19 protein-coding genes are annotated in these 21,142 nt (G+C 69.7%); 10 read left to right on the top strand and 9 right to left on the bottom strand.

Annotated features, from left to right (window positions below; all coding sequences use genetic code 11):
- On the top strand, positions 1 to 2,655 hold the full coding sequence (metH, locus tag BM333_RS12365; protein ID WP_092312056.1) for a methionine synthase: 2,655 nt from the start codon (positions 1 to 3) through the stop codon (positions 2,653 to 2,655).
- A gap of 85 nt (positions 2,656 to 2,740) precedes the next feature.
- Here metH and BM333_RS12360 read toward each other — a convergent pair whose 3' ends face one another.
- A complete protein-coding gene (locus BM333_RS12360; protein ID WP_092312054.1) occupies positions 2,741 to 3,283 on the bottom strand; it encodes a hypothetical protein in 543 nt (180 codons plus the stop codon).
- 156 nt (positions 3,284 to 3,439) lie between these two features.
- Positions 3,440 to 6,547, bottom strand: coding sequence for a TonB-dependent receptor plug domain-containing protein (locus BM333_RS12355; protein WP_218151461.1), 3,108 nt, complete (start codon positions 6,545 to 6,547; stop codon positions 3,440 to 3,442).
- Positions 6,548 to 6,840: 293 nt separating this feature from the next.
- Here BM333_RS12355 and BM333_RS12350 point away from each other — a divergent pair, with 293 nt between their 5' ends.
- A complete protein-coding gene (locus BM333_RS12350) occupies positions 6,841 to 7,353 on the top strand; it encodes a hypothetical protein (protein WP_092312051.1) in 513 nt (170 codons plus the stop codon).
- Between the two features lies 1 nt (position 7,354).
- Complete coding sequence (locus BM333_RS12345) at positions 7,355 to 7,747, top strand: protein tyrosine phosphatase family protein (protein WP_092312048.1); 393 nt, start codon at positions 7,355 to 7,357, stop codon at positions 7,745 to 7,747.
- 4 nt (positions 7,748 to 7,751) lie between these two features.
- On the opposite strand, the gene BM333_RS16180 is transcribed toward BM333_RS12345, so the two are convergent.
- On the bottom strand, positions 7,752 to 7,886 hold the full coding sequence (locus BM333_RS16180) for a hypothetical protein (protein ID WP_425425130.1): 135 nt from the start codon (positions 7,884 to 7,886) through the stop codon (positions 7,752 to 7,754).
- An 81-nt stretch (positions 7,887 to 7,967) separates the two neighbouring features.
- On the opposite strand from BM333_RS16180, the gene BM333_RS12340 reads away from it, so the two are divergent.
- Entirely contained in the window at positions 7,968 to 8,870 is a 903-nt protein-coding gene (locus BM333_RS12340; RefSeq protein WP_092312045.1) for an MBL fold metallo-hydrolase, read from the top strand.
- Positions 8,871 to 8,873: 3 nt separating this feature from the next.
- Here BM333_RS12340 and BM333_RS12335 read toward each other — a convergent pair whose 3' ends face one another.
- Together BM333_RS12335 and BM333_RS12330 are read right to left on the bottom strand one after the other, a co-directional pair.
- Positions 8,874 to 9,536: a DUF1499 domain-containing protein gene (locus tag BM333_RS12335; RefSeq protein ID WP_143105823.1), complete on the bottom strand. Its 663-nt coding sequence runs from the start codon at positions 9,534 to 9,536 to the stop codon at positions 8,874 to 8,876.
- A 34-nt stretch (positions 9,537 to 9,570) separates the two neighbouring features.
- Positions 9,571 to 11,205, bottom strand: coding sequence for a long-chain-fatty-acid--CoA ligase (locus BM333_RS12330; protein ID WP_092312039.1), 1,635 nt, complete (start codon positions 11,203 to 11,205; stop codon positions 9,571 to 9,573).
- A gap of 137 nt (positions 11,206 to 11,342) precedes the next feature.
- On the opposite strand from BM333_RS12330, the gene udk reads away from it, so the two are divergent.
- Positions 11,343 to 11,990: a uridine kinase gene (gene udk, locus BM333_RS12325; protein ID WP_092312036.1), complete on the top strand. Its 648-nt coding sequence runs from the start codon at positions 11,343 to 11,345 to the stop codon at positions 11,988 to 11,990.
- Positions 11,991 to 11,994: 4 nt separating this feature from the next.
- Here the strand turns inward: udk and pdxH are convergent, their stop codons facing one another.
- Complete coding sequence (pdxH, locus tag BM333_RS12320; RefSeq protein ID WP_092312145.1) at positions 11,995 to 12,669, bottom strand: pyridoxamine 5'-phosphate oxidase; 675 nt, start codon at positions 12,667 to 12,669, stop codon at positions 11,995 to 11,997.
- A gap of 87 nt (positions 12,670 to 12,756) precedes the next feature.
- On the opposite strand from pdxH, the gene BM333_RS12315 reads away from it, so the two are divergent.
- The 4 genes from BM333_RS12315 (at position 12,757) to BM333_RS12300 (ending at position 15,737) form a co-directional block, all read left to right on the top strand.
- The gene (locus tag BM333_RS12315; RefSeq protein ID WP_092312033.1) at positions 12,757 to 13,482 is read left to right on the top strand and encodes a DnaJ C-terminal domain-containing protein; all 726 of its coding nucleotides are present in this window, start codon (positions 12,757 to 12,759) and stop codon (positions 13,480 to 13,482) included.
- Between the two features lie 12 nt (positions 13,483 to 13,494).
- Positions 13,495 to 14,580: a chorismate synthase gene (aroC, locus tag BM333_RS12310; protein WP_092312030.1), complete on the top strand. Its 1,086-nt coding sequence runs from the start codon at positions 13,495 to 13,497 to the stop codon at positions 14,578 to 14,580.
- Positions 14,577 to 14,975 carry a hypothetical protein gene (locus tag BM333_RS12305; RefSeq protein ID WP_092312027.1) on the top strand — a complete coding sequence of 133 codons (399 nt, stop codon included), beginning with the start codon at positions 14,577 to 14,579 and terminating at the stop codon, positions 14,973 to 14,975. The genes aroC and BM333_RS12305 overlap by 4 nt, the downstream gene beginning before the upstream one ends.
- A 66-nt stretch (positions 14,976 to 15,041) precedes the next feature.
- Positions 15,042 to 15,737, top strand: a complete 696-nt coding sequence (locus BM333_RS12300) for a pirin family protein (protein WP_092312024.1) — start codon at positions 15,042 to 15,044, stop codon at positions 15,735 to 15,737.
- Positions 15,738 to 15,890: 153 nt separating this feature from the next.
- Here BM333_RS12300 and lon read toward each other — a convergent pair whose 3' ends face one another.
- Positions 15,891 to 18,287 (bottom strand): endopeptidase La, encoded by a 2,397-nt coding sequence (gene lon, locus BM333_RS12295; protein ID WP_092312021.1) that lies wholly within the window; start codon positions 18,285 to 18,287, stop codon positions 15,891 to 15,893.
- 354 nt (positions 18,288 to 18,641) lie between these two features.
- On the bottom strand, positions 18,642 to 19,916 hold the full coding sequence (gene clpX, locus BM333_RS12290; protein WP_092312018.1) for an ATP-dependent Clp protease ATP-binding subunit ClpX: 1,275 nt from the start codon (positions 19,914 to 19,916) through the stop codon (positions 18,642 to 18,644).
- A gap of 190 nt (positions 19,917 to 20,106) precedes the next feature.
- Between clpX and BM333_RS12285 the strand changes: the two genes are divergently transcribed.
- Complete coding sequence (locus BM333_RS12285; RefSeq protein WP_092312015.1) at positions 20,107 to 20,754, top strand: HAD-IB family hydrolase; 648 nt, start codon at positions 20,107 to 20,109, stop codon at positions 20,752 to 20,754.
- 3 nt (positions 20,755 to 20,757) lie between these two features.
- On the opposite strand, the gene BM333_RS12280 is transcribed toward BM333_RS12285, so the two are convergent.
- Positions 20,758 to 21,075 carry a hypothetical protein gene (locus BM333_RS12280; RefSeq protein WP_092312012.1) on the bottom strand — a complete coding sequence of 106 codons (318 nt, stop codon included), beginning with the start codon at positions 21,073 to 21,075 and terminating at the stop codon, positions 20,758 to 20,760.
- Between the last annotated feature and the right edge of the window lie 67 nt (positions 21,076 to 21,142).

Raw genomic sequence — 21,142 nt, 5'->3', positions numbered from 1 at the left:
TTGCGCCCCACCTTCATCAACGTCGGCGAGCGGACCAACGTCACCGGCTCGGCCAAATTCCGCAAGCTGATCGTCGAGGGCGACTACCCGGCGGCGCTGTCGGTGGCGCGGCAGCAGGTCGAGGCGGGGGCGACCATTCTCGACGTCAACATGGACGAGGGCCTCCTGGACGGGCCGAAGGCCATGACCACCTTCCTCAACCTGATGGCGGCAGAGCCCGACATCGCCCGCGTCCCGGTCATGATCGACAGCTCCAAATGGGAGGTGATCGAGGCCGGTCTGAAGTGCGTGCAGGGCAAGCCGATCGTCAATTCGATCAGCCTCAAGGCCGGTGAGACGGAGTTCCGCGAGCAGGCGGTGAAATGCCTGCGCTACGGGGCCGCCGTGGTGGTCATGGCCTTCGACGAGGCCGGGCAGGCCGACACCGCCGCGCGCAAGATCGAGATCTGCACCCGGGCCTATCGCATCCTCGTCGACGAGGTCGGCTTCCCGCCCGAGGACATCATCTTCGACCCCAACATCTTCGCCGTGGCGACGGGGATCGAGGAACACGACAACTACGCCGTCGACTTCATCGAGGCGACGCGGGCGATCAAGGCGACCCTGCCCTTCGCGCGGGTGTCCGGCGGGGTGTCGAACGTCTCGTTCAGCTTCCGCGGCAACGAGCCGGTGCGGCGCGCCATCCATTCGGTCTTCCTGTACCACGCCATCCAGGCGGGCATGGACATGGGCATCGTCAACGCCGGCGACCTGCCGGTCTATGACGACATCGACCCGGTCCTGCGCGAGGCGGTAGAGGACGTGATCCTGAACCGGCCGCCGCGCACCAACGTCTCCAACACCGAGCGGCTTGTCGAACTGGCGCCGACCTACAAGGGCGACAAGGGCGCGGCGCGGGTCGTCGATCTGAGCTGGCGCGAGCAGCCGGTCGGCAAGCGTATCGAGCACGCCCTGGTGCACGGCATCACGGACTGGATCGAAGCCGACACCGAGGAGGCGCGGCTGCAATCGGAGCGACCGCTGCACGTTATCGAAGGCCCGCTGATGGACGGGATGAACGTCGTCGGCGACCTGTTCGGTTCGGGCAAGATGTTCCTGCCGCAGGTGGTCAAGTCGGCGCGGGTGATGAAGCAGGCAGTGGCGTACCTCGAGCCCTTCATGGAGGCCGAGAAGGCCGGTCAGCCGCGCCGGCAGGCCGGCCGCATCCTGATGGCCACGGTCAAGGGCGACGTCCACGACATCGGCAAGAACATCGTCGGCGTCGTCCTGCAGTGCAACAACTACGAGGTCATCGACCTGGGCGTGATGGTCCCGGCCGACCGCATCCTCGACGCGGCGGTCGAGCACAGGGTCGACATGGTCGGCCTGTCGGGCCTGATCACGCCCTCGCTGGACGAGATGGTGTTCGTCGCCTCGGAGATGGAGCGGCGCGGCTTCGACATCCCGCTGCTGATCGGCGGAGCCACCACCAGCCGGACCCATACGGCGGTCAAGGTCGAGCCCCGCTACAGCCGCGGCTCAACCACCTATGTCATCGACGCCAGCCGCGCCGTAGGCGTGGTCTCAGGCCTGCTGTCGCCGACCGACAAGACGAGGAACGAGCAGGCTACGCGCGAGGAGTACGTCCGCATCCGCGAACAGTTCGCGCGCGGCCGCGAGACCAAGGCGCGGGCCACGCTGGCGGCGGCGCGGGCCAACCGCTTCCGGCCAACGGACGCCGCGCCCCCTCCCCGCCCCTCTTTCCTCGGCGTGCGCGCCTTCGACGGCTGGGACCTGAAGGACTTGGCCAACCACATCGACTGGACGCCCTTCTTCGCCAGCTGGGAGCTGATCGGCCGCTTTCCGCACATCCTCGAGGACGAGATCGTCGGCGAGGCGGCGCGCGACCTGTACCGCGACGCGCGGGCCATGCTGGAGCGCATCGTCGGCGAGAAGTGGTTCACCGCCCGCGGCGTGGTCGGCTTCTGGCCGGCCAACGCGCGCGACGACGACATCGTGGTCTGGGCCGACGAGGCGCGGACGACGGAGCTGGCCCGCCTGCACGGTCTGCGCCAGCAGATGGACAAGGCCAACGGCAAGCCGAACCTGTGCCTGTCCGACTTCGTGGCCGAGAACGGCGACGACTGGATCGGCGGTTTCGCCGTCACGGCCGGCCACGGCGAGCGCAAGCGGGCCGAGGCCTTCAAGGCGGCGGGCGACGACTATTCCGCCATCCTGACAACGGCCCTGGCCGACCGTCTGGCCGAAGCCTTCGCCGAGCGGCTGCACAAGGAGGTGCGGAGGACGCTGTGGGGCTATGCGCCCGACGAGGCGACTACGGTCGAGGATCTGATCGGCGAAAACTACCGGGGCATTCGCCCGGCCCCGGGCTATCCGGCGCAGCCGGATCATACCGAAAAGACCACGTTGTTCCGCCTGTTGCAGGCGGAAGCGAACGCAGGGATTCAGCTCACTGAAGGCTTCGCCATGACGCCCACGGCGGCGGTGTCAGGCCTCTATTTCGGTCATCCGGAGAGCCACTATTTCGGCGTCGGCAAGATCGACCGCGACCAGGTCGAGGACTATGCGCGCCGCAAGGGCTGGGACGTGGCGACCGCCGAACGCTGGCTGTCGCCGATCCTCAACTACGATCCGATGAAACGGGCGGCGGCCTGACGGCGGGTGGCCAGTGGCTGGTGACGGGTCGCGTCATCTGCACGTCGCGCGCATTGATCACCCGTCACCCGTCACGGGTCGCCAATCACTCTTCAAGCCCCACCTCCGCCGGCGTGGCGGGCGGCGTGGTGATGTTCTCGCGCAGCCGCCGGGCGGCGTGCTCGCAGCGGCCGGGAAGACCGAAGAACAGGCCGAAGGCCTGGCTGCGCACTGCCTCCTCCTGACCCTCCAGCGGGGCCCATTTGGCGGTCGCCTCGGCGGCGGCCGACCGCGCCGCGGCGCGGCTCGCGGCGCTCTGGCGGGCTTCGGCGGCCTGCAGCGCGGCCCGGAAATCGGCCGCTTCCAGCTTGCCGAGACGGATGATTTCGCGGTCGAGCGGGTCCGCGCCGGTCAGCGTCTCGCCCAGCGCTACGTGGCCGTTCACCAGCGCCTCGCACCACGCCACCAGCGGATAGTCGGCCTCGGGCGCGCCGCGCGGCAGGGGGTTGGCGTAGGCCACCGCTTCGCGCAGCCGCAGGGCCTCGGCGCTTTCGCCGCCGGCCGCGGTGGAGATCGGCCCCTCCTGGACGGCGGGGCCGGGGGCCGGGGTCTGGGCGAGCAGGAGGGCGGCGGCGAGGCTGGCGAACATGAGAACTCCGGAACGGACAGGCGCGGCGGCGCCCCGACAGGACGCAGCAACGCTTGAATCGGCAGATGGTTTTTGTGCGGCGCGAACATTTCGCCTGACAGCAAAAAGGGCGGCGGACCCGAAGATCCGCCGCCCCGTTTGTCTCAGGCTTCAGGCTTAGAAGTTCGCCGTCACGCCGAAGAAGAAGTAGCGGCCCAGCGCATCATACAGCTGCGGGTAGGTGTTGCCGTTGCCGGTCGTACCCACGCTGTAGGACAGCGGCGGATCGCTATCCAGGACGTTGTTCACGCCGGCGCGGAGCGTGACGGTGTCACGCACCTGCCAGGTCGCGGCCAGGTCCAGGTAGTTCATCGCATCGAAGTAGCGGTCGATACGCGGGGCGCTGTTGTTCAGCGAGCCGTCGGCGCCGAGCACGGCGATTTCGACTTCGCCGAAGTGACGCCAGGTCGCCGACAGGTCGACGTCCCACGGCGAGACCCAGGTCACCCGGGCGCGGTGACGCCACTCGGGGTTCGGCACGCCGCACTGGTTGGCGTAGAAGCCGGTGCAGTCGTAGACCGAGTTGGTCTGGCCGGCGCCGGTGTCGGTGACCAGTTCGTTCAGCCAGGTGCCGACGAACGAGAAGGCCAGCGAGCCGTAGGCCGGCGCGCCCCAGTCTTCGAGATCGACGCCGTAGTTGGCGTTGATGTCGACGCCCGAGGTCTGGAAGCCGCCGATGTTGATGTTGAGGTCCTCGACGTTGCCGTCGCCGATCCAGAGTTGGCCGCTGCCCGGATTGCGGTTGATCCGGTTACAGGCATCCGCGTCGCCTTGGTCGTAGCAGAGGCTCAGGGTGTTGAGCGCGCCCAGCGTCTGGATCGCGCCGTCCACCTGGATGTCGAACCAGTCGACCGACAGGTTGAAGCGCGGCAGGAACGAGGGCGTCCACACGGCGCCGACCGTGAAGGTGTCGGCTTCTTCCGGCTCCAGATTCGGATTGCCGCCCTGCAGGAAGTTGTACTGGCCGGCGGGGCTGTTCAGACCTCCCCCTGCCGATTGGCCAGCGGTGACCTGCCACGGGCTGCCGCCGATGCACGACGCCGGGACGCTGCCGTTCACGGTGCCGTCGTCGTTCAGATCGTCGCAGGGATCGAAGTCCATGTCGAACAGGTTGAAGCCCTGGGCGGTGAACAGCTCGATCACGTTCGGAGCCCGCACCGCGCGCGAGTAGGAGGCGCGGAAGCGGATGTCCTCGACCGGGGCGTAGTCGGCGCCGATCTTGTAGGTGTCGGTGCCGAAGTTCTCGTACTCCGACCGGCGGTAGGCGCCGTCGATCGAGGCCGAGTAGGCCCACGGCTGGTCGTCGGCCAGCGGCAGCTGGAACTCGCCGAAGATTTCCGCGACGTCGGTGTCGCCGCTGAAGCCGATGGTTGGGCCGCCCTGGCCTGCGCCGTCGCCCGTGGCGAAGGCGTTGTCGGTGACCGAGCCAAGGGCGTCGCGACGGTACTCGGCGCCGAAGGCGACCTGCAGGGTGCGCGAGGCGGTCGGCATCGACCAGCCCGTGTCGCCCGTGATCGCCGCGGTGAGGACCTGCTGGGTCGTTTCACCGGTCTGCATCAGCGGGATCTGCAGGTAGTCGAGGGCCGCCTGGGTGACGCCGCCCGGGGAGAAGATGTCGTAGGGCACGCAGGCGGCGTCGGTGCCGTCGACGACGGAACGACAGGTGGGCGTGCCGCCGACGTCGACGACGTCGAGAGCGCGGGTCAGGCGGGTGACCGAGAAGTCGTTCAGATAGGTCCGGGCGAGGCGGACGCGCGAGAACTGCGCCGCCACGTCATAGTTCCAGCCCGGCATGAACTCGCCGCGGACGCCGATCACGCCGCGGTAGGACGTGTAGTTGATCGAGTCCTGACGGCCGCCGCCCTCGACGTTCCGACGACCGATGTACAGCGGCACGACGTTCGGATCCGCCAAGAACGGCTGACCGGTCGAGGGATTGATGGTGAGCGAGGCCGCGAGCGCGGGAGCGCCACAGCCAATGGCGGCGGCCTGCTGGGCTGACAGCAGCGGGCTGTCGCAATTGATCTCAGCGGTAGAGAAGAAGTTGCCCGACGGCGCAATCTGCGCCACCGACTCGTAGTCCGAGAACATCAGCTGGGCGAACACCTCGGCCTTGTCATTGACTTGGTACTGGCCGAAGGCCCCGAGCGTGTAGCGCTCGTCGGGTCGCTGGTAGTAGTTCAGCGGCCCGAAGTTATAGGCGTTCACATTACCATCATAGCCGATGAAGTTGCCGCTGCCCTGATCAACCGTGAGAGCATAGGAAGGCAGCGGGTTGATGTCGATCGACGGTGTGGCCGGGTTCGCATCATGGTCGAACAGGAAGCGGTTCCCGCCGAAGTCGGTGAACTGGCCCGGGAACGAGGTGCCCGAGCCGCCGCACGAGAAGGTTTCCGGGCCCGAGCCGGCGTTCGGGGCGCCGAGGGCGCACGACGAGTAGTCGCGTTGGCCCTGCAGGACCGGGCTGTTGTTGCGGTAGCCGGCGTAGGCCATCAGGTTGCCGCGGCCGTCAGGGGCGGCGACGCCCATGATCATGTTGATCGACTTCGACTCGCCATCGACCACGTTGTCGTCCGGCAGCACGAACTGGGCCGGGTTGGTCTGGGCGCGACGGGCGATCTCGTTGCGCACGTTGCCGACGCCGTCATAGTCGTTGTTGTGCTGGTAGAAGGCGTACTGGGCGTCCAGCTGGATGCCCTCGAAGTCCTTCTTCATGATGAAGTTCACGACGCCGGCGATGGCGTCCGAACCGTAGACGGCCGAGGCGCCGCCGGTCAGGACCTCGACGCGCTCGACCAGCTGTTCCGGGATCTGGTTCAGGTCGGCGGCGTCGTCGTTGGGCGAGCCGTACCCCATGCGGCGGCCGTCGATCAGGACGAGGGTGCGCGAGGAGCCGAGGTTCCGCAGCGACACCGTCGCGGTGCCCGAGGCGCCGTTCGACACCGTCGAGTTCTGCGCGGCGAAGGCCTGCGGCAGCTGGGCGACCAGATCCTCGACGCGGGTGACGCCCGCGACGTCGATGTCCTCACCCGTGACCTGGGTCACCGGGCTGGTGGTCACCAGGTTGGTCTGCGGAATGCGCGAGCCCGTGACGACGATCTCGCCGAGCTGCGTCTCTTCCTGCGGGGCCGGCGCGCCTTGCGCCATGGCCGGGGCGGCGAAGGCGAGAGCGGCGAAGCCCCCGATCATCGTCGTCGTCAGCAGGCGGGTTTTCTGGTTTCTCAAAGGTCGTCTCCTGATGTTCGACGACGCGCTTGAGCGCGCCGTCGCGGCCTTGGAATGAAATATTCCCTTCCCCCGCGGTCAGAATCCCGGCCGCAGTTGACTCAGGTTAGGCCCCGTCGCGCTGGTTTCGCCACCGTAATTACGGTCCTGTAATCCTTCCAAAGCGCCACTGTCGCATTTGCGCCACGATACCGACACGGTTGCAGTTGCACTGGCCGCGGTTGACCCGCGGCATGGGCTGGAGGACTGATCGGGGCGTCGCCCCGCCATGCGGCGCCGCCGGAGCCTGTCCCATGTCCCTGATCATCGGCCTCGCCGCCGCAACCCTGACCATCGCCGGGGGCCAGACGCCTCCGCCGCAGCAACGGCCCGAGATGCTGGAGCGCCTGACCGCCTGCCGCGCCGTGGCCGAGGACGCCGCACGCCTGGCCTGCTACGACGCCGCCGCCGCCGCGTTCGAGTCGGCCGAGCGCCAGGGCGAACTGGTCGTCATCGACCGCGCCGCCGTCAACGAAACCCGCCGGCAGCTGTTCGGCTTCGAGATGCCCACCCTGCCGCGGCTGTTCGGGAACGACGCGGGGGAAGACCTCGATTCGATCGAGACCACCCTGGAGCGCGCCTCGCTCTCGGGCGAGAATCGCTGGGTGTTCCGCCTCGCCGACGGCAGCGTCTGGCGGCAGATCGACAGCGAGCGGGTCCGCTTCCGGAACCGGGCCGGCGAGCCGGTCCGGGTGCGCAAGGCCAGTCTCGGCAGCTTCCTCATGACCGTGGGCGACAGCCGGGCGGTCCGGGTGCGGAGGCAGTAGGATGCGGCTGCTCGCGCCCGGCGTATGGGCGTCGCCCCAGCCCTCTCCCGACGACATGGCGGCTGTCGCCGCCGCCGGCGTGCGGCGGGTGATCAACAACCGGCCGGATCACGAGGAGCCGGGGCAGCCGACCTCGGTCGAGATGGAGGCGGCGGCGCGCGCCGCCGGCATGGACTATCTGTGGATTCCGGTGCGGGGGATGCCCGGTCCGGACCAGGCGGCGGCGGTCGGCGAAGCGCTGGCGGACGGGACGCCCACCCTGCTGTTCTGTCGCTCGGGGACGCGCTCGACCGTGGCCTGGGCGCTGGCCCGGCGGGCCCGCGGCGACGATCCCGACGCCCTGCGCGCCGCGGCGGCCGGAGCCGGCTACGACCTGTCGCGCCTGCCGCTGTGAGTCGTCAGCGGACGATGGCGGCGCGGGCGGCGTAGGGCGCCGGCTCGGGCGTGCAGGAGGCGACGACGAGTTGCGCCGCCATGAGACACAGGGAGGCCGCCGCGATGGGCTGGAGCCGATTTGAGACAGCGAGAGCCATGGAAACGGCCACGATCGGCACTCCTCGGAAGGTTACCGAAAGCCTAACGCAAGGCGCGGGCCGCGCCGGGGCCGGGCCGGCATGATCCCGTTCGTGCGCGAGTACGACTTCGCCTACGGCCGCTGCGACGCCGTCTCTCCGCTGATCCGGCGGGTGGTGGCGGAGAACCCCGGCCCCTTCACCTTCACCGGCACCGGCACCTACATCGTCGGCCGCGCGGGCCGCGGCGCGCCGGTGGCGGTGATCGACCCGGGCCCGCCCGACCGGCGCCACCTGGCCGCCCTGCTGGCGGCGGTGGAGGGCCAGCGGGTGACGCATGTGCTGGTCACCCACACCCACCGGGACCACGCCCCCCTCGCCCGCCCCTTCGCGGAGGCGGTGGGCGCGCCCGTGCTGGCGGCGCGGCCGCCGGCGCGGACGCTCCATGTCTCGACCGCGCTGGACGAGGATCACGACGAGGCCTTCGCGCCGGACGTCGTCCTGGCGGGCGGCGAGACGATCGCGGAAGAGGACTGGACGCTGGAGACGCTGGCCACGCCTGGCCACGCCTCGAACCACATGGCCTTCGTGCTGCGCGAGGAGAACGCCCTGTTCAGCGGCGATCACGTGATGGGCTGGTCGACCACGGTGGTGGCCCCGCCGGACGGCGACATGGCCGCCTATATGGCCAGTCTCGACGCGGTGATCGCCCGCGAGTTCGCCACCCTGTGGCCGACGCACGGCGCCCCGGTCCGCGATCCGGGGCCCTTCCTGGCGGCCTATCGTGACCACCGGCGGGAGCGGGAGGCGCAGGTGCTGGCGCGGCTGGCGGCGGGGGACCGGCGCATCGCCGAGATGGTCCCGCGACTCTATGCGGCGGTGGACGAACGGCTGTGGCCGGCCGCGGCGATGTCGGTGTGGGCGCACCTGATCGCGCTGGAGCGGGCCGGACGCGTCGCCGCCGACCCCGCGCCCGGGCTGGACGCGGTCTGGATTCCGGCCTGAGCCTTACTCGCCGGTGCGCAGCGCCGCGCTGATCCGGGTCGCCAGCCGGCAGGCCTCGCCGCCGTGGGGCAGGCCGTCCCGGGCCGCGACGCGGATGTCGGTGCGTCCCGGACGGATGCGGATCACCGCGTCGTGGGTGACGCCGAACCAGTAGCCGGTGCGGGTCCCGTCGGCGCGCTGGACGCCGAAGCCGCGCACCCGGAAGCCGGCCTGCTCGAGGGCCCAGCCCGCGGTCTGGGGCGCGACCTGTCGCATCACCGGCTGCGCGCCGGGACAGACCTCGGCTCCGATGGCGGGACCGGGGCCCGGACCGCGGCGCTGGTCGCGCAGGTCGCCGAATCCGGGGATCTCCTCGAGATCGGTGCTGACGTGCTCGACCGGTCCGGCCGCCAGCCGGCCCTTCTGCCAGACGAAGCCCGCCAGGGCGGCGCCGGCGATCAGCACGGCGACAAGGGCGAAGAGGCCGAGTCGCCGCAGATCCTTCAGCGCCAGAACGACAGCGACCAGCGCCGCGGCGGAGCCCGCCCAGGCCAGCCACCAGGCGACCTGCAGCGTCAGCAGCGACCAGCCCGTCTCCAGCGACAGCAGGCCGGCGCGCACCCCGAGGGCGGAGAGCAGGACCAGCACGGGCGATGCGACGGCGACGATCAGCAGCGCCTGCGCCACCCCTCTGCCCTTCGCCGACGTCCGCGCCATCGCCTCAGCCCCCGGCCGTCGGCAGGCGGTAGTCCTTCAGTCGCTCGCGCAGCACCTTCTTGTCGATCTTGCCGGTGGCCCCGAGCGGGATGTCGTCGACGAAGACCACGTCGTCCGGCATCCACCATTTGGCGATCTTGCCTTGCAGGAAATCGAGGTGCTCCTGCCGGTCCTCGCTCTCGCCCGGCTTGAGCTTGATCACCAGCACCGGGCGTTCGTCCCACTTCGGATGGGCCGCGCCGATGACGGCGGCCAGCTCGACCTTCGGATGGCCGACGGCGATGTTCTCGATCTCGATCGAGCTGATCCACTCGCCGCCCGACTTGATCACGTCCTTGGCGCGGTCGGTGATCTGCATGAAGCCGTGCTCATCGATCGTCGCCACGTCGCCGGTGTCGAAGAAACCCTCATGGTCGAGGATGTCGCCGCCCTCGCCCTTGAAATAGGCCCCGGCGATGGTCGGGCCGCGCACCATCAGCCGGCCGTAGGTGTGCCCGTCGTGCGGCATCTCCTGGCCGGCGTAGTTCTTCAGCTTGAGCTCGACGCCCAGCGGCGGCACGCCCTGCTTGATGCGCCACTTCATCTGCTCGTCGTAGGGCAGCGCCTCCAGCTCCGGCGTCAGGTTCGACAGCGTGCCAATGGGCGAGGTCTCGGTCATGCCCCAGCCCTGGATGACCTCGATGCCGTAGCCGTCATGGAAGGCCCGGATCAGGCTCTCGGGCACCGCCGAACCGCCGATCAGCACCCGCCTCAAGGTGGAGAACTTCAGCCCCTTCTCGCGCACGTGCGCCAGCAGGCCCTGCCAGACCGTCGGCACGGCGGCCGAGAAGGTGACGCCCTCGCTCTCAAGCAGTTCGTAGATGGACTCGCCGTCCATCTTCGCGCCGGGCATGACCAGCTTGGAGCCCGCCGCCGGGCCGCCGAAGGCGATGCCCCAGGCGTTGGCGTGGAACATCGGCACCACCGGCAGGATCACCTCCTTCGGCGTCGCGCCGAGGACGGTGGTCTGCAGGCCCAGCAGGGTATGGATGAAGTTGGAGCGGTGCGAGTACAGCACCCCCTTGGGGTTGCCAGTCGTGCCGGAGGTGTAGCAGAGGCCGCAGGCGGTCTGCTCGTCGAAGCCGCCCCATTCGACCGCTTCGGAGGCCGTCGACAGCAGCGCCTCGTAGCATTCCGCGCCCGGCAGCTTGGTCGCCGGCATGTGCAGTTCGTCGGTCAGGACCACCACCCGCTCCACCGTCGGGCAGTGCGGCAGCACCGCCTCCAGCAGCGGGATGAAGGTCAGGTCGACGAAGATGATGCGGTCTTCGGCGTGGTTGATGATGTAGGCGAGCTGCTCGGGAAAGAGGCGCGGGTTCAGGGTGTGGCACACCGCCCCGATGCCCATGATGCCGTACCAGGCCTCGATATGGCGGCCCGTGTTCCAGGCGAGGGTGGCGACGCGGTCGCCGACCTTGACGTCCCAGCCCTTCAGCACGTCGGACACCCGCTTCGCGCGGGCGTGGATCTCGGCGTAGGTGGTGCGCACCACCGGTCCCTCGACCGACCGGGTGACCACCTCGCGGTCGGGGTGCCAGTTCTTCGCGTGGTCGAGGATCCGGTCGACCGTCAGCGGCCAGTCCTGCATCAATCCGAGCATCGTCTTCCCTTGTCTGCGCCTGCTTGCGGAGCGCTTGACGGTCACGCTATCGGCTCGATCCGCAACAGGCAACGTGACGCAAGGGCAGGCTCGGGCCTCCGGCTGGCGGAAAATTCGCCTTCGCCCTAGAAGGCGGCATGCCCATTCTCATCGCCATCACCGGCGGCTCCGGCTCCGGAAAGAGCACCCTCGCGGAGGCGCTGGTCGCCACCCTGCCGGACGGCGCCGCCGTGCTCCTGCGCGAGGATTCCTACTACCGCGACGCCGCCAGCCTCCCGGACTTCGACCCGGCGACCTTCGACTTCGACGACGTGGCGGCCCGCGACCACGACCTGATGATCCGCGACCTCGCCGCGCTGAAGACGGGCCGCGACATCGTGGCGCCCGTGTATTCCTTCATCCATCACGGCCGCGAGCCCGACGGCGAGCCGGTCCCCGCCGCCGAGGTGGTGGTCGTGGAAGGCACCCACGTGCTGTGCACGCCGGCGCTGGTCCAGCTGTTCGACATCCGGGTGTTCGTCGACACGCCGGCCGACATCCGCTTCATCCGCCGGCTGCTGCGCGACCAGGTCGAGCGGGGCCGCACCGCCGAGTCGGTGATCGCCCAGTATCTCGCCACCGTCCGCCCCGGCCACGAGCGGTTGACCGAGCCTTCGCGGGTCAACGCCGACTTCGTCGTCGCCGACGCCACCGCCGCGGTGCGGCTGGAGGACCCGCAGGCGGTGGTGCGGCTGGCGGCGCCGGTGCTGGCCCACCCGCTGCTGGCGCCGCTGGTGGAACGCTAGCGCCTCAGGGTTGGAGCCGGGTCCGGGTCCAGCTTTCGCCCGCGCGGTCGAAACGAAGCCGGTCGTGCAGGCGGAACGGCCGATCGCGCCAGAACTCGATGCTCTCGGGGATCACCCGCCAGCCGGTCCAGCGCTCGGGCCGCGGCACCTCGCGGCCCTCGAAGCGCGCCGTCTCGCGCGCCACCGCCAGCTCCAGTTCCTCACGACTCTCCAGCGGCCGCGACTGCTCCGAGGCCCAGGCCCCGATCCGGCTTTCGCGCGCCCGGCTGGCGAAATAGGCGTCCGCCTCGTCCGCGCTCACCGGCTCCACCGGCCCCCGCACCCGCACCTGCCGGCGCAGGGTCTTCCAGTGGAACAGCAGGCCGGCCCGGGGATGCGCGGCCAGCGCCAGGCCCTTGGCGCTCTCGCGATTGGAATAGAAGGTGAAGCCCCCCGCATCGACGTCCTTGAGCAGCACCATGCGCGCGTCCGGCTGGCCGTCGGCGTCGACCGTGGCCAGGGCCATGGCGTTGGCGTCGTTCGGCTCGGTCCCGCGTGCGTCCGCCAGCCACTCCACGAACAGCCCGATCGGCTCGGCGCGGTCGAAGATGCTCTCGTCGCCGTTGGCGGCCAGGGCGGCGGCGTAGTGCTCGGCGTACTCCTCACGGGTGGGGCTGGGCGGGATCACGGGCGTGGTCATGGCCTGCAGATAGACCCTGCCGCGGCCGATGGGGAGAGGCTTCACGGTTAACCGGGCCTTGACCATATCCGGCGCTGTAGTGGCGGCATGCGCGCCCGCTCGCACCCCGAAGTCGCCTCGACCCGCCAGGCCCTCGCCCTGCTCGGCCTGACCGGCCCGGCGGAGGGGGCGGCGCTGACGGCGGCCTTCCGCGCGGCGGTCAAGGCGGCGCGGCCCGACCAGCCCGGCGGCGACGAGGCCCGCTTCCGCAAGATCATCGCCGCCTGGCGGCTGTTGCAGGCCGAGGCGCGGGGCCCGGGACTCGAGCCGCCGGCGGCGCCCCCCGCCCCACTTCCGGTGGTCTCGATCACGCCGCTCGAAGCCCTGCGCGGCGGCGGGGCCCGGCTCCGGATAGGCGGCCGCAGCCTGCGCGTGCGCGTGCCGGCGGGGATGCGCTCCGGCGAGCACCTGCGCCTGCGCCGGGCCGGCGCCGACGGCGCCGACCTGCATCTGCCGGTGCTGATCCGCGCCGCCGACGGGCTGAGCGCGCTGGGCGACGACCTTTACATGACCTGGCCCACGCCGCCGCGGCTGATCGAGGACGGCGGCCGCGTCGAGATCGAGACCTGGGCCGGCCCGCGCTCCGCCTGGATCGCGGCGGAGCAGGAGACGCTGCGCGTGCGGCTGAAGGGTCTCGGCCTCCCCGCCCGCGGATCGCGGCCGCAGGGCCACCTGTTCGTGACGCTGGAGCCTTCCGCCGACGCGCCCTCCTCCGCCGAGGATCTGCTGGTCCGTTTCACCCGCGTCTGGACGCCGGACCGCATGGCGGCCTAAGCCGTCAGCGACATGTCGCACAACACCTTCGGCCACCTCTTCCGCGTGACCACCTGGGGCGAAAGCCACGGGCCGGCGATCGGCTGCGTCGTCGACGGCTGCCCCCCGGGGATTCCGCTGACCGAGGCCGACCTGCAGCCGTGGCTTGACCGGAGGAAGCCCGGCGGCAGCCGCTTCGTCACCCAGCGCAAGGAAAGCGACACAGCCCGGATCCTGTCGGGCACGTACGACGACGGCGCCGGCCCGGTGACGACGGGGACGCCGATCTCGATCCTGATCGAGAACGAGGACGCCCGCTCGAAGGACTATGGCGAGATCGCCCGCGCCTTCCGCCCCGGCCATGCCGACGTCACCTACCAGGCCAAGTACGGCGTCCGCGATCCGCGCGGCGGCGGGCGCAGTTCGGCGCGCGAGACGGCGGTGCGGGTGGCGGCGGGCGCCATCGCCCGCAAGGTGCTGGGCGAGACGGTCCGCATCCGCGCCGGCGTGGTCCAGCTGGGACCGCATCGCATGGCGCCGGAGACGGTCGACCTGGACGCCGTGTACGACAACCCGCTGTTCGCGGCCTCGGCCGATGTGGTCCCGCAGTGGGAGGCGTATCTGGACGAGGTGCGCAAGGCGGGCTCGTCGATCGGCGCGGTGGTGGCGCTGGAGGCGACCGGCGTGCCCGCCGGCTGGGGCGCGCCTCTGTACGGCAAGCTGGACGCCGAGCTGGCCGCGGCCCTGATGTCGATCAACGCGGTCAAGGGCGTCGAGATCGGGGCCGGCTTCGCCGCCGCCGAGCTGTCGGGCGAGGACAACGCCGACGAGATGCGGCTGGGCGAGGACGGGCAGCCGGTCTTCCTGTCCAACCACGCCGGCGGCGTGCTGGGCGGCATCTCCACCGGCCAGCCGGTCACCGCCCGCGTCGCCTTCAAGCCGACCTCCTCCATCCTGACGCCGCGCCGCACCATCACCCGCGACGGCGAGGAGACCGACCTGCGCACCAGGGGGCGGCACGATCCCTGCGTCGCCCTGCGCGGCGTGCCGGTCGTGGAGGCCATGGCCGCCTGCGTGCTGGCCGATGCGATGCTGCGGCACCGGGCGCAGGTGGGATGAAGCCGGTCGTCGCCTATCGCCACAAGCTCTCGTGGCGCATCGGGCGACGGCTGCCCTCCGCCCGCCGCGCCATGACCGTGGCCGTGTCGACGATTCTTGTCGTCGCCGGCTTCGCGCTGTTGATGATCGCGATCGTCGTCCTGTCCCGGCGCGATACGGTCAGCGTAGGCCATGTCGTCGCCACCAGTACGGGAGAAGGCGCGGCTCACGGCGTCCCCGCAGCTCTGGTCAGACTCGCGGACGCACGGGTCGTGCGCATCCAGACGCCCGACGTCGCTGGTTGCCGCAACGGAGATCGACTTCAAGTCCGCGAAACCCGCGTATTCCTCTCGCGATCACAGTGGCTGGTGCGCACGCGCGCCGCGGGCCGATGCCACCCCTTTTCGCAACAGTAGTAGTTACCTATATCCGACCCGACCGGCGCGCCGCCCGTTGCGCGCCCTGCAAGGGAGTATCGCGTCATGATCGACGTTCGCCGCTTCGACAGCCTCGGAGGCGCCGACCACGGCTGGCTGAAGGCCCGCCACCACTTCTCGTTCGCCAACTACTACGACCCCCGCCGCATGGGCTGGGGCCGGCTGCGCGTGTGGAACGACGACGAGATCGCCGCGAAGTCGGGCTTTCCGCCCCACCCGCACGCCGACATGGAGATCATCACCTACGTCCGCACCGGAGCGATCACCCACGAGGACTCCATGGGCAACCGCGGCCGCACGGCGGCCGGCGACGTCCAGGTGATGAGCGCCGGCACGGGGGTGCGCCACTCGGAGTTCAACCTCGAGGACGAGACCACCACCCTGTTCCAGATCTGGATCGAGACCGACCGGCCGGGGGCCCCGCCGTCGTGGGGCCAGCGCGAGTTCCCGAAGAGCGACCGGTCGGGGCGGTTCACGGTGATGGCTTCCGGCGATCCGGCCGACGAGGCGCTGTCGATCAACGCCGACGCCAAGGTGCTGGGCGCCACGCTGAAGGCCGGCGAAAGCCTGAGCTACGATCTCGGGCCCGGCCGCCGCGCCTATCTGGTGCCCGCCGTCGGCGAGGTGGAGGTCAACGGCGAGACGCTGAACGCGCGTGACGCCGCCGCCATCGTCGACGAGAAGACGGTGACGATCACGGCGAAGGCCGACGCCGAACTGGTGATGGTCGACAGCCGCTGAGCCGGGCTGCGCGCGCCTGTCGCGGATGTCGCGGCGGTCGCCGGTGTCTCCGCCGCGATGCCGCGGATGTCCCGCGGCGAATGTATCCGTCTGACGGACCTCACCCAGGATAGAAAAACCCCGCCCGGATCGCTCCGGGCGGGGTCTTTTTCGTCAGTGCGTGGCGGGCACCGTACCGGGATCCTGGATCGGCGGGGCGGCGGGGAGCGGCTCCGCCTCCTCGTCCCACTCCACCGGCGTGAGCGTGCCGGTCAGGGCCCACTTCAGCGCCTCGTCGGCGGTCGAGATCGGGACGATCTCCAGCGCGCCCTTCACATTGTCGGGCACGTCGGCGAGGTCCTTCTCGTTCTCCTCCGGGATCAGCACGGTCTTCACGCCCGAGCGGAGCGCCGCCAGCAGCTTCTCCTTCAGGCCGCCGATGGCGGTGACCCGGCCGCGCAGGGTGATCTCGCCGGTCATGGCGATGTCCTTGCGGATCGGGATGCCGGTCAGCACCGAGACCATCGCCACGGTCATGGCCACGCCGGCCGAGGGACCGTCCTTCGGCGTCGCGCCGTCGGGCACGTGCACGTGGATGTCGGTCTTCTCGAACACCGGCGGCTTGACCCCGAAGGCGAGCGAGCGGGCCCGGACGTAGGAGGCGGCGGCGGAGATCGACTCCTTCATCACCTCCTTCAGGTTGCCGGTCACGGTCATGCGGCCGCGGCCCGGCATCTTGATCGCCTCGATGGTCAGGATGTCGCCGCCGAACTCGGTCCAGGCCAGGCCGGTGACGATGCCGACCTGGTCCTCCGCGTCCGTCTCGCCGTAGCGGTATTTCCGCACTCCGGCGTATTCGGCCAGCTTCTCGCTGTCGACGGTGATCGACACGACCTTGGTCCGCGCCATCTCGCGCACCGCCTTGCGGGCGATGCCGCCGAGCGCGCGCTCAAGCGAACGCACCCCGGCCTCGCGGGTGTAGTAGCGGATCAGCTCCCGGATCGACTCCTCGGGGATGATCAGCTCGCCTTCCTTGAGGCCGTGGTCGGCGAGTTGCTTCGGCAGCACGTGGCGCTTGGCGATCTCGACCTTCTCGTCCTCGGTGTAGCCCGACACCCGGATGATCTCCATCCGGTCCATCAGCGGCTGGGGCATGTTCAGGCTGTTGGCCGTGGTCACGAACATCACCTGCGACAGGTCGTAGTCGACCTCCAGATAGTGGTCGCCGAAGGTCGAATTCTGGGCCGGGTCCAGCACCTCGAGCAGGGCCGAGGACGGGTCGCCCCGCCAGTCGGCGCCCAGCTTGTCGATCTCGTCCAGCAGGACGAAGGCGTTGGTGGTCTTGGCCTTCTTCATCGACTGGATGATCTTTCCCGGCATGGAGCCGATGTAGGTCCGGCGGTGACCGCGGATCTCGGCCTCGTCACGCACCCCGCCCAGCGACATGCGCACGTACTCGCGGCCGGTCGCCTTGGCGATCGACTTGGCCAGCGAGGTCTTGCCCACGCCCGGCGGGCCGACGAGGCAGAGGATCGGGCCCTTCAGGCTGCCGGTCCGGGCCTGCACCGCCAGGTACTCGATGATCCGCTCCTTGACCTTCTCGAGCCCGTAGTGATCCTCCTCGAGGATCGCCTCGGCCTTGTCGAGGTCGATCGGCTTGGTGCGGGCCTTGCCCCACGGGATCGACAGCAGCCAGTCGAGGTAGTTCCGCACCACCGTCGACTCGGCCGACATCGGGCTCATGTTGCGCAGCTTCTTGACCTCGGCCTCGGCCTTGGCGCGGGCCTCCTTGGACAGCTTGGTCTTGCGGATGCGCTTCTCCAGCTCGAGGATCTCGTCGCGCTGGTCGTCGGTCTCGCCCAGCTCGCGCTGGATCGCCTTCATCTGCTCGTTGAGATAGTACTCGCGCTGGGTCTTCTCCATCTGGCGCTTCACGCGCGAGCGGATCTTCTTCTCGACCTGCAGGACCGAGATCTCGCCTTCCATCAGGCCGTAGACCTTCTCCAGCCGCGCCGGCACGGCGACGGTCTCGAGCAGCGCCTGCTTGTCGCCGATCTTCACCGACAGGTGGGCGGCGACCGAGTCGGCGAGGCGCGACGGGTCGGTGATCTGGGGGATGGAGCTGAGCGCCTCGGGCGGCACCTTCTTGTTCAGCTTCACATAGTTCTCGAACTGCTCGATCACCGCGCGCAGCAGGGCCTCGGACTGCGAGGGTTCGCCCTGGTCGTCGGCGATCTCCTCGGCCTCGGCCTCGAAGTAGTCGGTGCGGTCGGTGAACCGCAGCAGGCGCGCGCGGCCCTTGCCCTCGACCAGCACCTTGACGGTGCCGTCGGGCAGCTTGAGCAGCTGCAGGACGTTGGCCAGCACGCCGATCGGATAGATGGCGTCGGCCGCCGGGTCGTCGTCGACGCTGTTCTTCTGGGTGGCGAGCAGGATCTGCTTCTCGCCCTTCATGATCTCGTCGAGCGCGCGCACGGACTTCTCGCGTCCCACGAACAGCGGGACGACCATGTGCGGAAAGACGACGATGTCTCTCAGCGGCAGGACGGGGAGGGTCTTGGTCTCGGACATGATGCGTACTCCGGGGCCCTTGTGGATCGTGGACCCGCCGCGCCGGCGGCCGGAGCGAAATGCCCGACCTGTTCGACTCGGCCCGTCGTTCGACGGCCTTTGAACGAGTATGTGGTTGCGCGGTTGCGACGTTCAAGCGTGGCGGACCCGCGCGACTGGGGACCAATCACCGACGGCGAAGCTGCACGGATCGTGCCGCGCGGCGGCCGGCAGGGCCCGCGGAAAGCCCCCATTGGACCGCCGGCGAGGGATTTTGTCCCTCACCGCCCTGTGTCCAGCGCGCCACGGCGCCTCCGCACGAAGAAGGGCGGCCCATTGACGGACCGCCCTCCCGCATTCACGAATCCGGCATCATCAGGCGGCGCTGTCGGGCGCGGCCTTCTTGCCCTTGGTCTCGGCGTAGATCAGCAGCGGCTGGGCCTTGCCCTCGATGACCTCGGCGTTGACCACCACCTCCTCGACGCCCTCGAAGGTCGGCAGCTCGAACATGGTCTCGAGCAGGATGCCTTCCAGGATCGAGCGCAGGCCGCGGGCGCCGGTCTTGCGGGTGATAGCCTTGCGGGCGACCGCCGACAGGGCGTCGTCGGTGAACGTCAGCTCGACGTTCTCCATCTCGAACAAGCGCTTGTACTGCTTGACCAGGGCGTTCTTGGGCTCGGTCAGGATCTTGACCAGCGCCTCCTCGTCGAGGTCCTCCAGCGTCGCCAGCACGGGCAGGCGGCCGATGAACTCGGGGATCAGGCCGAAGCGCATCAGGTCATCCGGCTCGACCTCCTTGAGGATGTCGCCGGTGCGACGCTCGTCGACTTCCTTGACCTTGGCCCCGAAGCCGATCGAGACGCTGTCGCCGCGGGCGGCGATGACCTTCTCCAGCCCGGCGAAGGCGCCGCCGACGATGAACAGGATGTTGGCCGTGTCGACCTGCAGGAACTCCTGCTGCGGATGCTTGCGGCCGCCCTGCGGCGGCACCGAGGCGACGGTGCCTTCCATGATCTTCAGCAGGGCCTGCTGCACGCCTTCGCCCGACACGTCGCGGGTGATCGAGGGGTTGTCCGACTTGCGCGAGATCTTGTCGATCTCGTCGATGTAGACGATGCCGCGCTGGGCCCGCTCGACGTTGTAGTCGGAGGCCTGGAGCAGCTTCAGGATGATGTTCTCGACGTCCTCACCGACGTAACCTGCTTCGGTCAGCGTGGTGGCGTCGGCCATGGTGAAGGGCACGTCGATGATGCGCGCCAGCGTCTGGGCCAGCAGCGTCTTGCCCGAGCCGGTCGGCCCGATCAGCATGATGTTCGACTTGGCCAGCTCGACGTCGTTGTTCTTCGTCGCGTGGTTCAGGCGCTTGTAGTGGTTGTGGACGGCGACGCTCAGCACCTTCTTGGCGTGCGACTGGCCGATCACATAGTCGTCGAGGACCTCGCGGATCTCCTTCGGCGACGGCACCCCGTCCTTCGCCTTCGAGAAGCTGATCTTGTGCTCCTCGCGGATGATGTCCATGCACAGCTCGACGCATTCATCGCAGATGAACACGGTCGGTCCGGCGATGAGCTTGCGCACCTCGTGCTGGCTCTTCCCGCAGAACGAGCAGTAGAGCGTGCTTTTCGCGTCGGTGCCGGCTGCCTTGGTCATAGACCCTTCTCACTCCCGACGTTCGATCCGATATGAGACCGAACGCGCATCCCCCGCGTTTGATTCCCGTACACTGGGCGCGAAGGTCTTCAAAAATTGACAATCACCCATCCCCGCCGCCGCCACAACCCCGCGAAAGCGTGGCCGGAGACGGAATCGGACGGTTCACTGTTGATGGGGATCGCGGCGAATGTCTGACATGGGAAGCCCTCCCCCCTTCGGCCAGTCCCCCCGCAAGGATCGGGCCATCGTGGCGTTCGATTTCGACGGCACCCTGACCATTCGCGACAGCTTCACCGAATTCCTGCGCTGGCGGGCGGGCCGGGGCGGCTGGGCCCTGGGGCTGGTCCGGCTGGCCCCGGCCGTCGCCACCTACGCCCGCGATCGTGACCGCGGACGGATCAAGGCCGCCTCGGTGCGCGAGTTCCTGCGCGGCGTCCCCCGGGCCGAGCTGGAGGCCGAAGCCGAGCGCTTCGCCGAGGGAATCTGGACCCGCTTCATGCGTCCGGACGCCTTGAAGGTCTGGCACGACTGGGGCGAGCGGGGCGCGCATCGGGTGATCGTGACCGCCAGTCCGGAGACCACCGTCGCCCCCTTCGCCCGCCGCCTCGGGGCCGAGGCCCTGCTCGGCACGCCGCTGGTGTTCGACGCCGAAGGCCGCGTCACCGGCGCCTTCGCCAGTCCGAACTGTCGCGGCGAGGAGAAGGTCCGCCGGCTTCGGGCGGTCTACGGCGACGACGTGCGCCTCGCCGCCGCCTACGGCGACACCTCCGGCGATACCGAGATGCTGGCCATCGCCGACCAGCCCGGCTTCCGGGTGTTCACCGGGCGTCCCTGAGGCTCAGCGCCCCTCGGCGTCGACGTCGAAGGCGACGGGCTTGCCGCGGGAGGTCGGGTTCCAGCCGGCCTCGATCACCGCCGTCACGGCGTTGCGCACGTGCTCCACATTGACGAACTGCTTCTCGACGTCCGGACGCCCGTTGGGACGGAGCGGCGGCGGAAACTGGACCACGGCCTCGCGCTTGAAGTCCTGCAGCCGCAGCGTCACGGCGATGCCCTCCCACCGGCCGCCCGAGGTCGGCCGCGGCTGGCGTCGAAGCTCCCAGTGATAGACGTCGCCGTCGACCTCGACGGTTCCGCGGGTGTCACGCGTCTGCATGGCGGCCTGATAGCACAGGAAGAAAAGGCGCGCCCCGGGGCGCGCCTTTTACAGCTCAATGTCGGGC

This window comes from Brevundimonas viscosa (assembly GCF_900116065.1).
Classification (GTDB): domain Bacteria; phylum Pseudomonadota; class Alphaproteobacteria; order Caulobacterales; family Caulobacteraceae; genus Brevundimonas; species Brevundimonas viscosa.
This window is presented reverse-complemented; position numbering and strand designations above follow the sequence as displayed.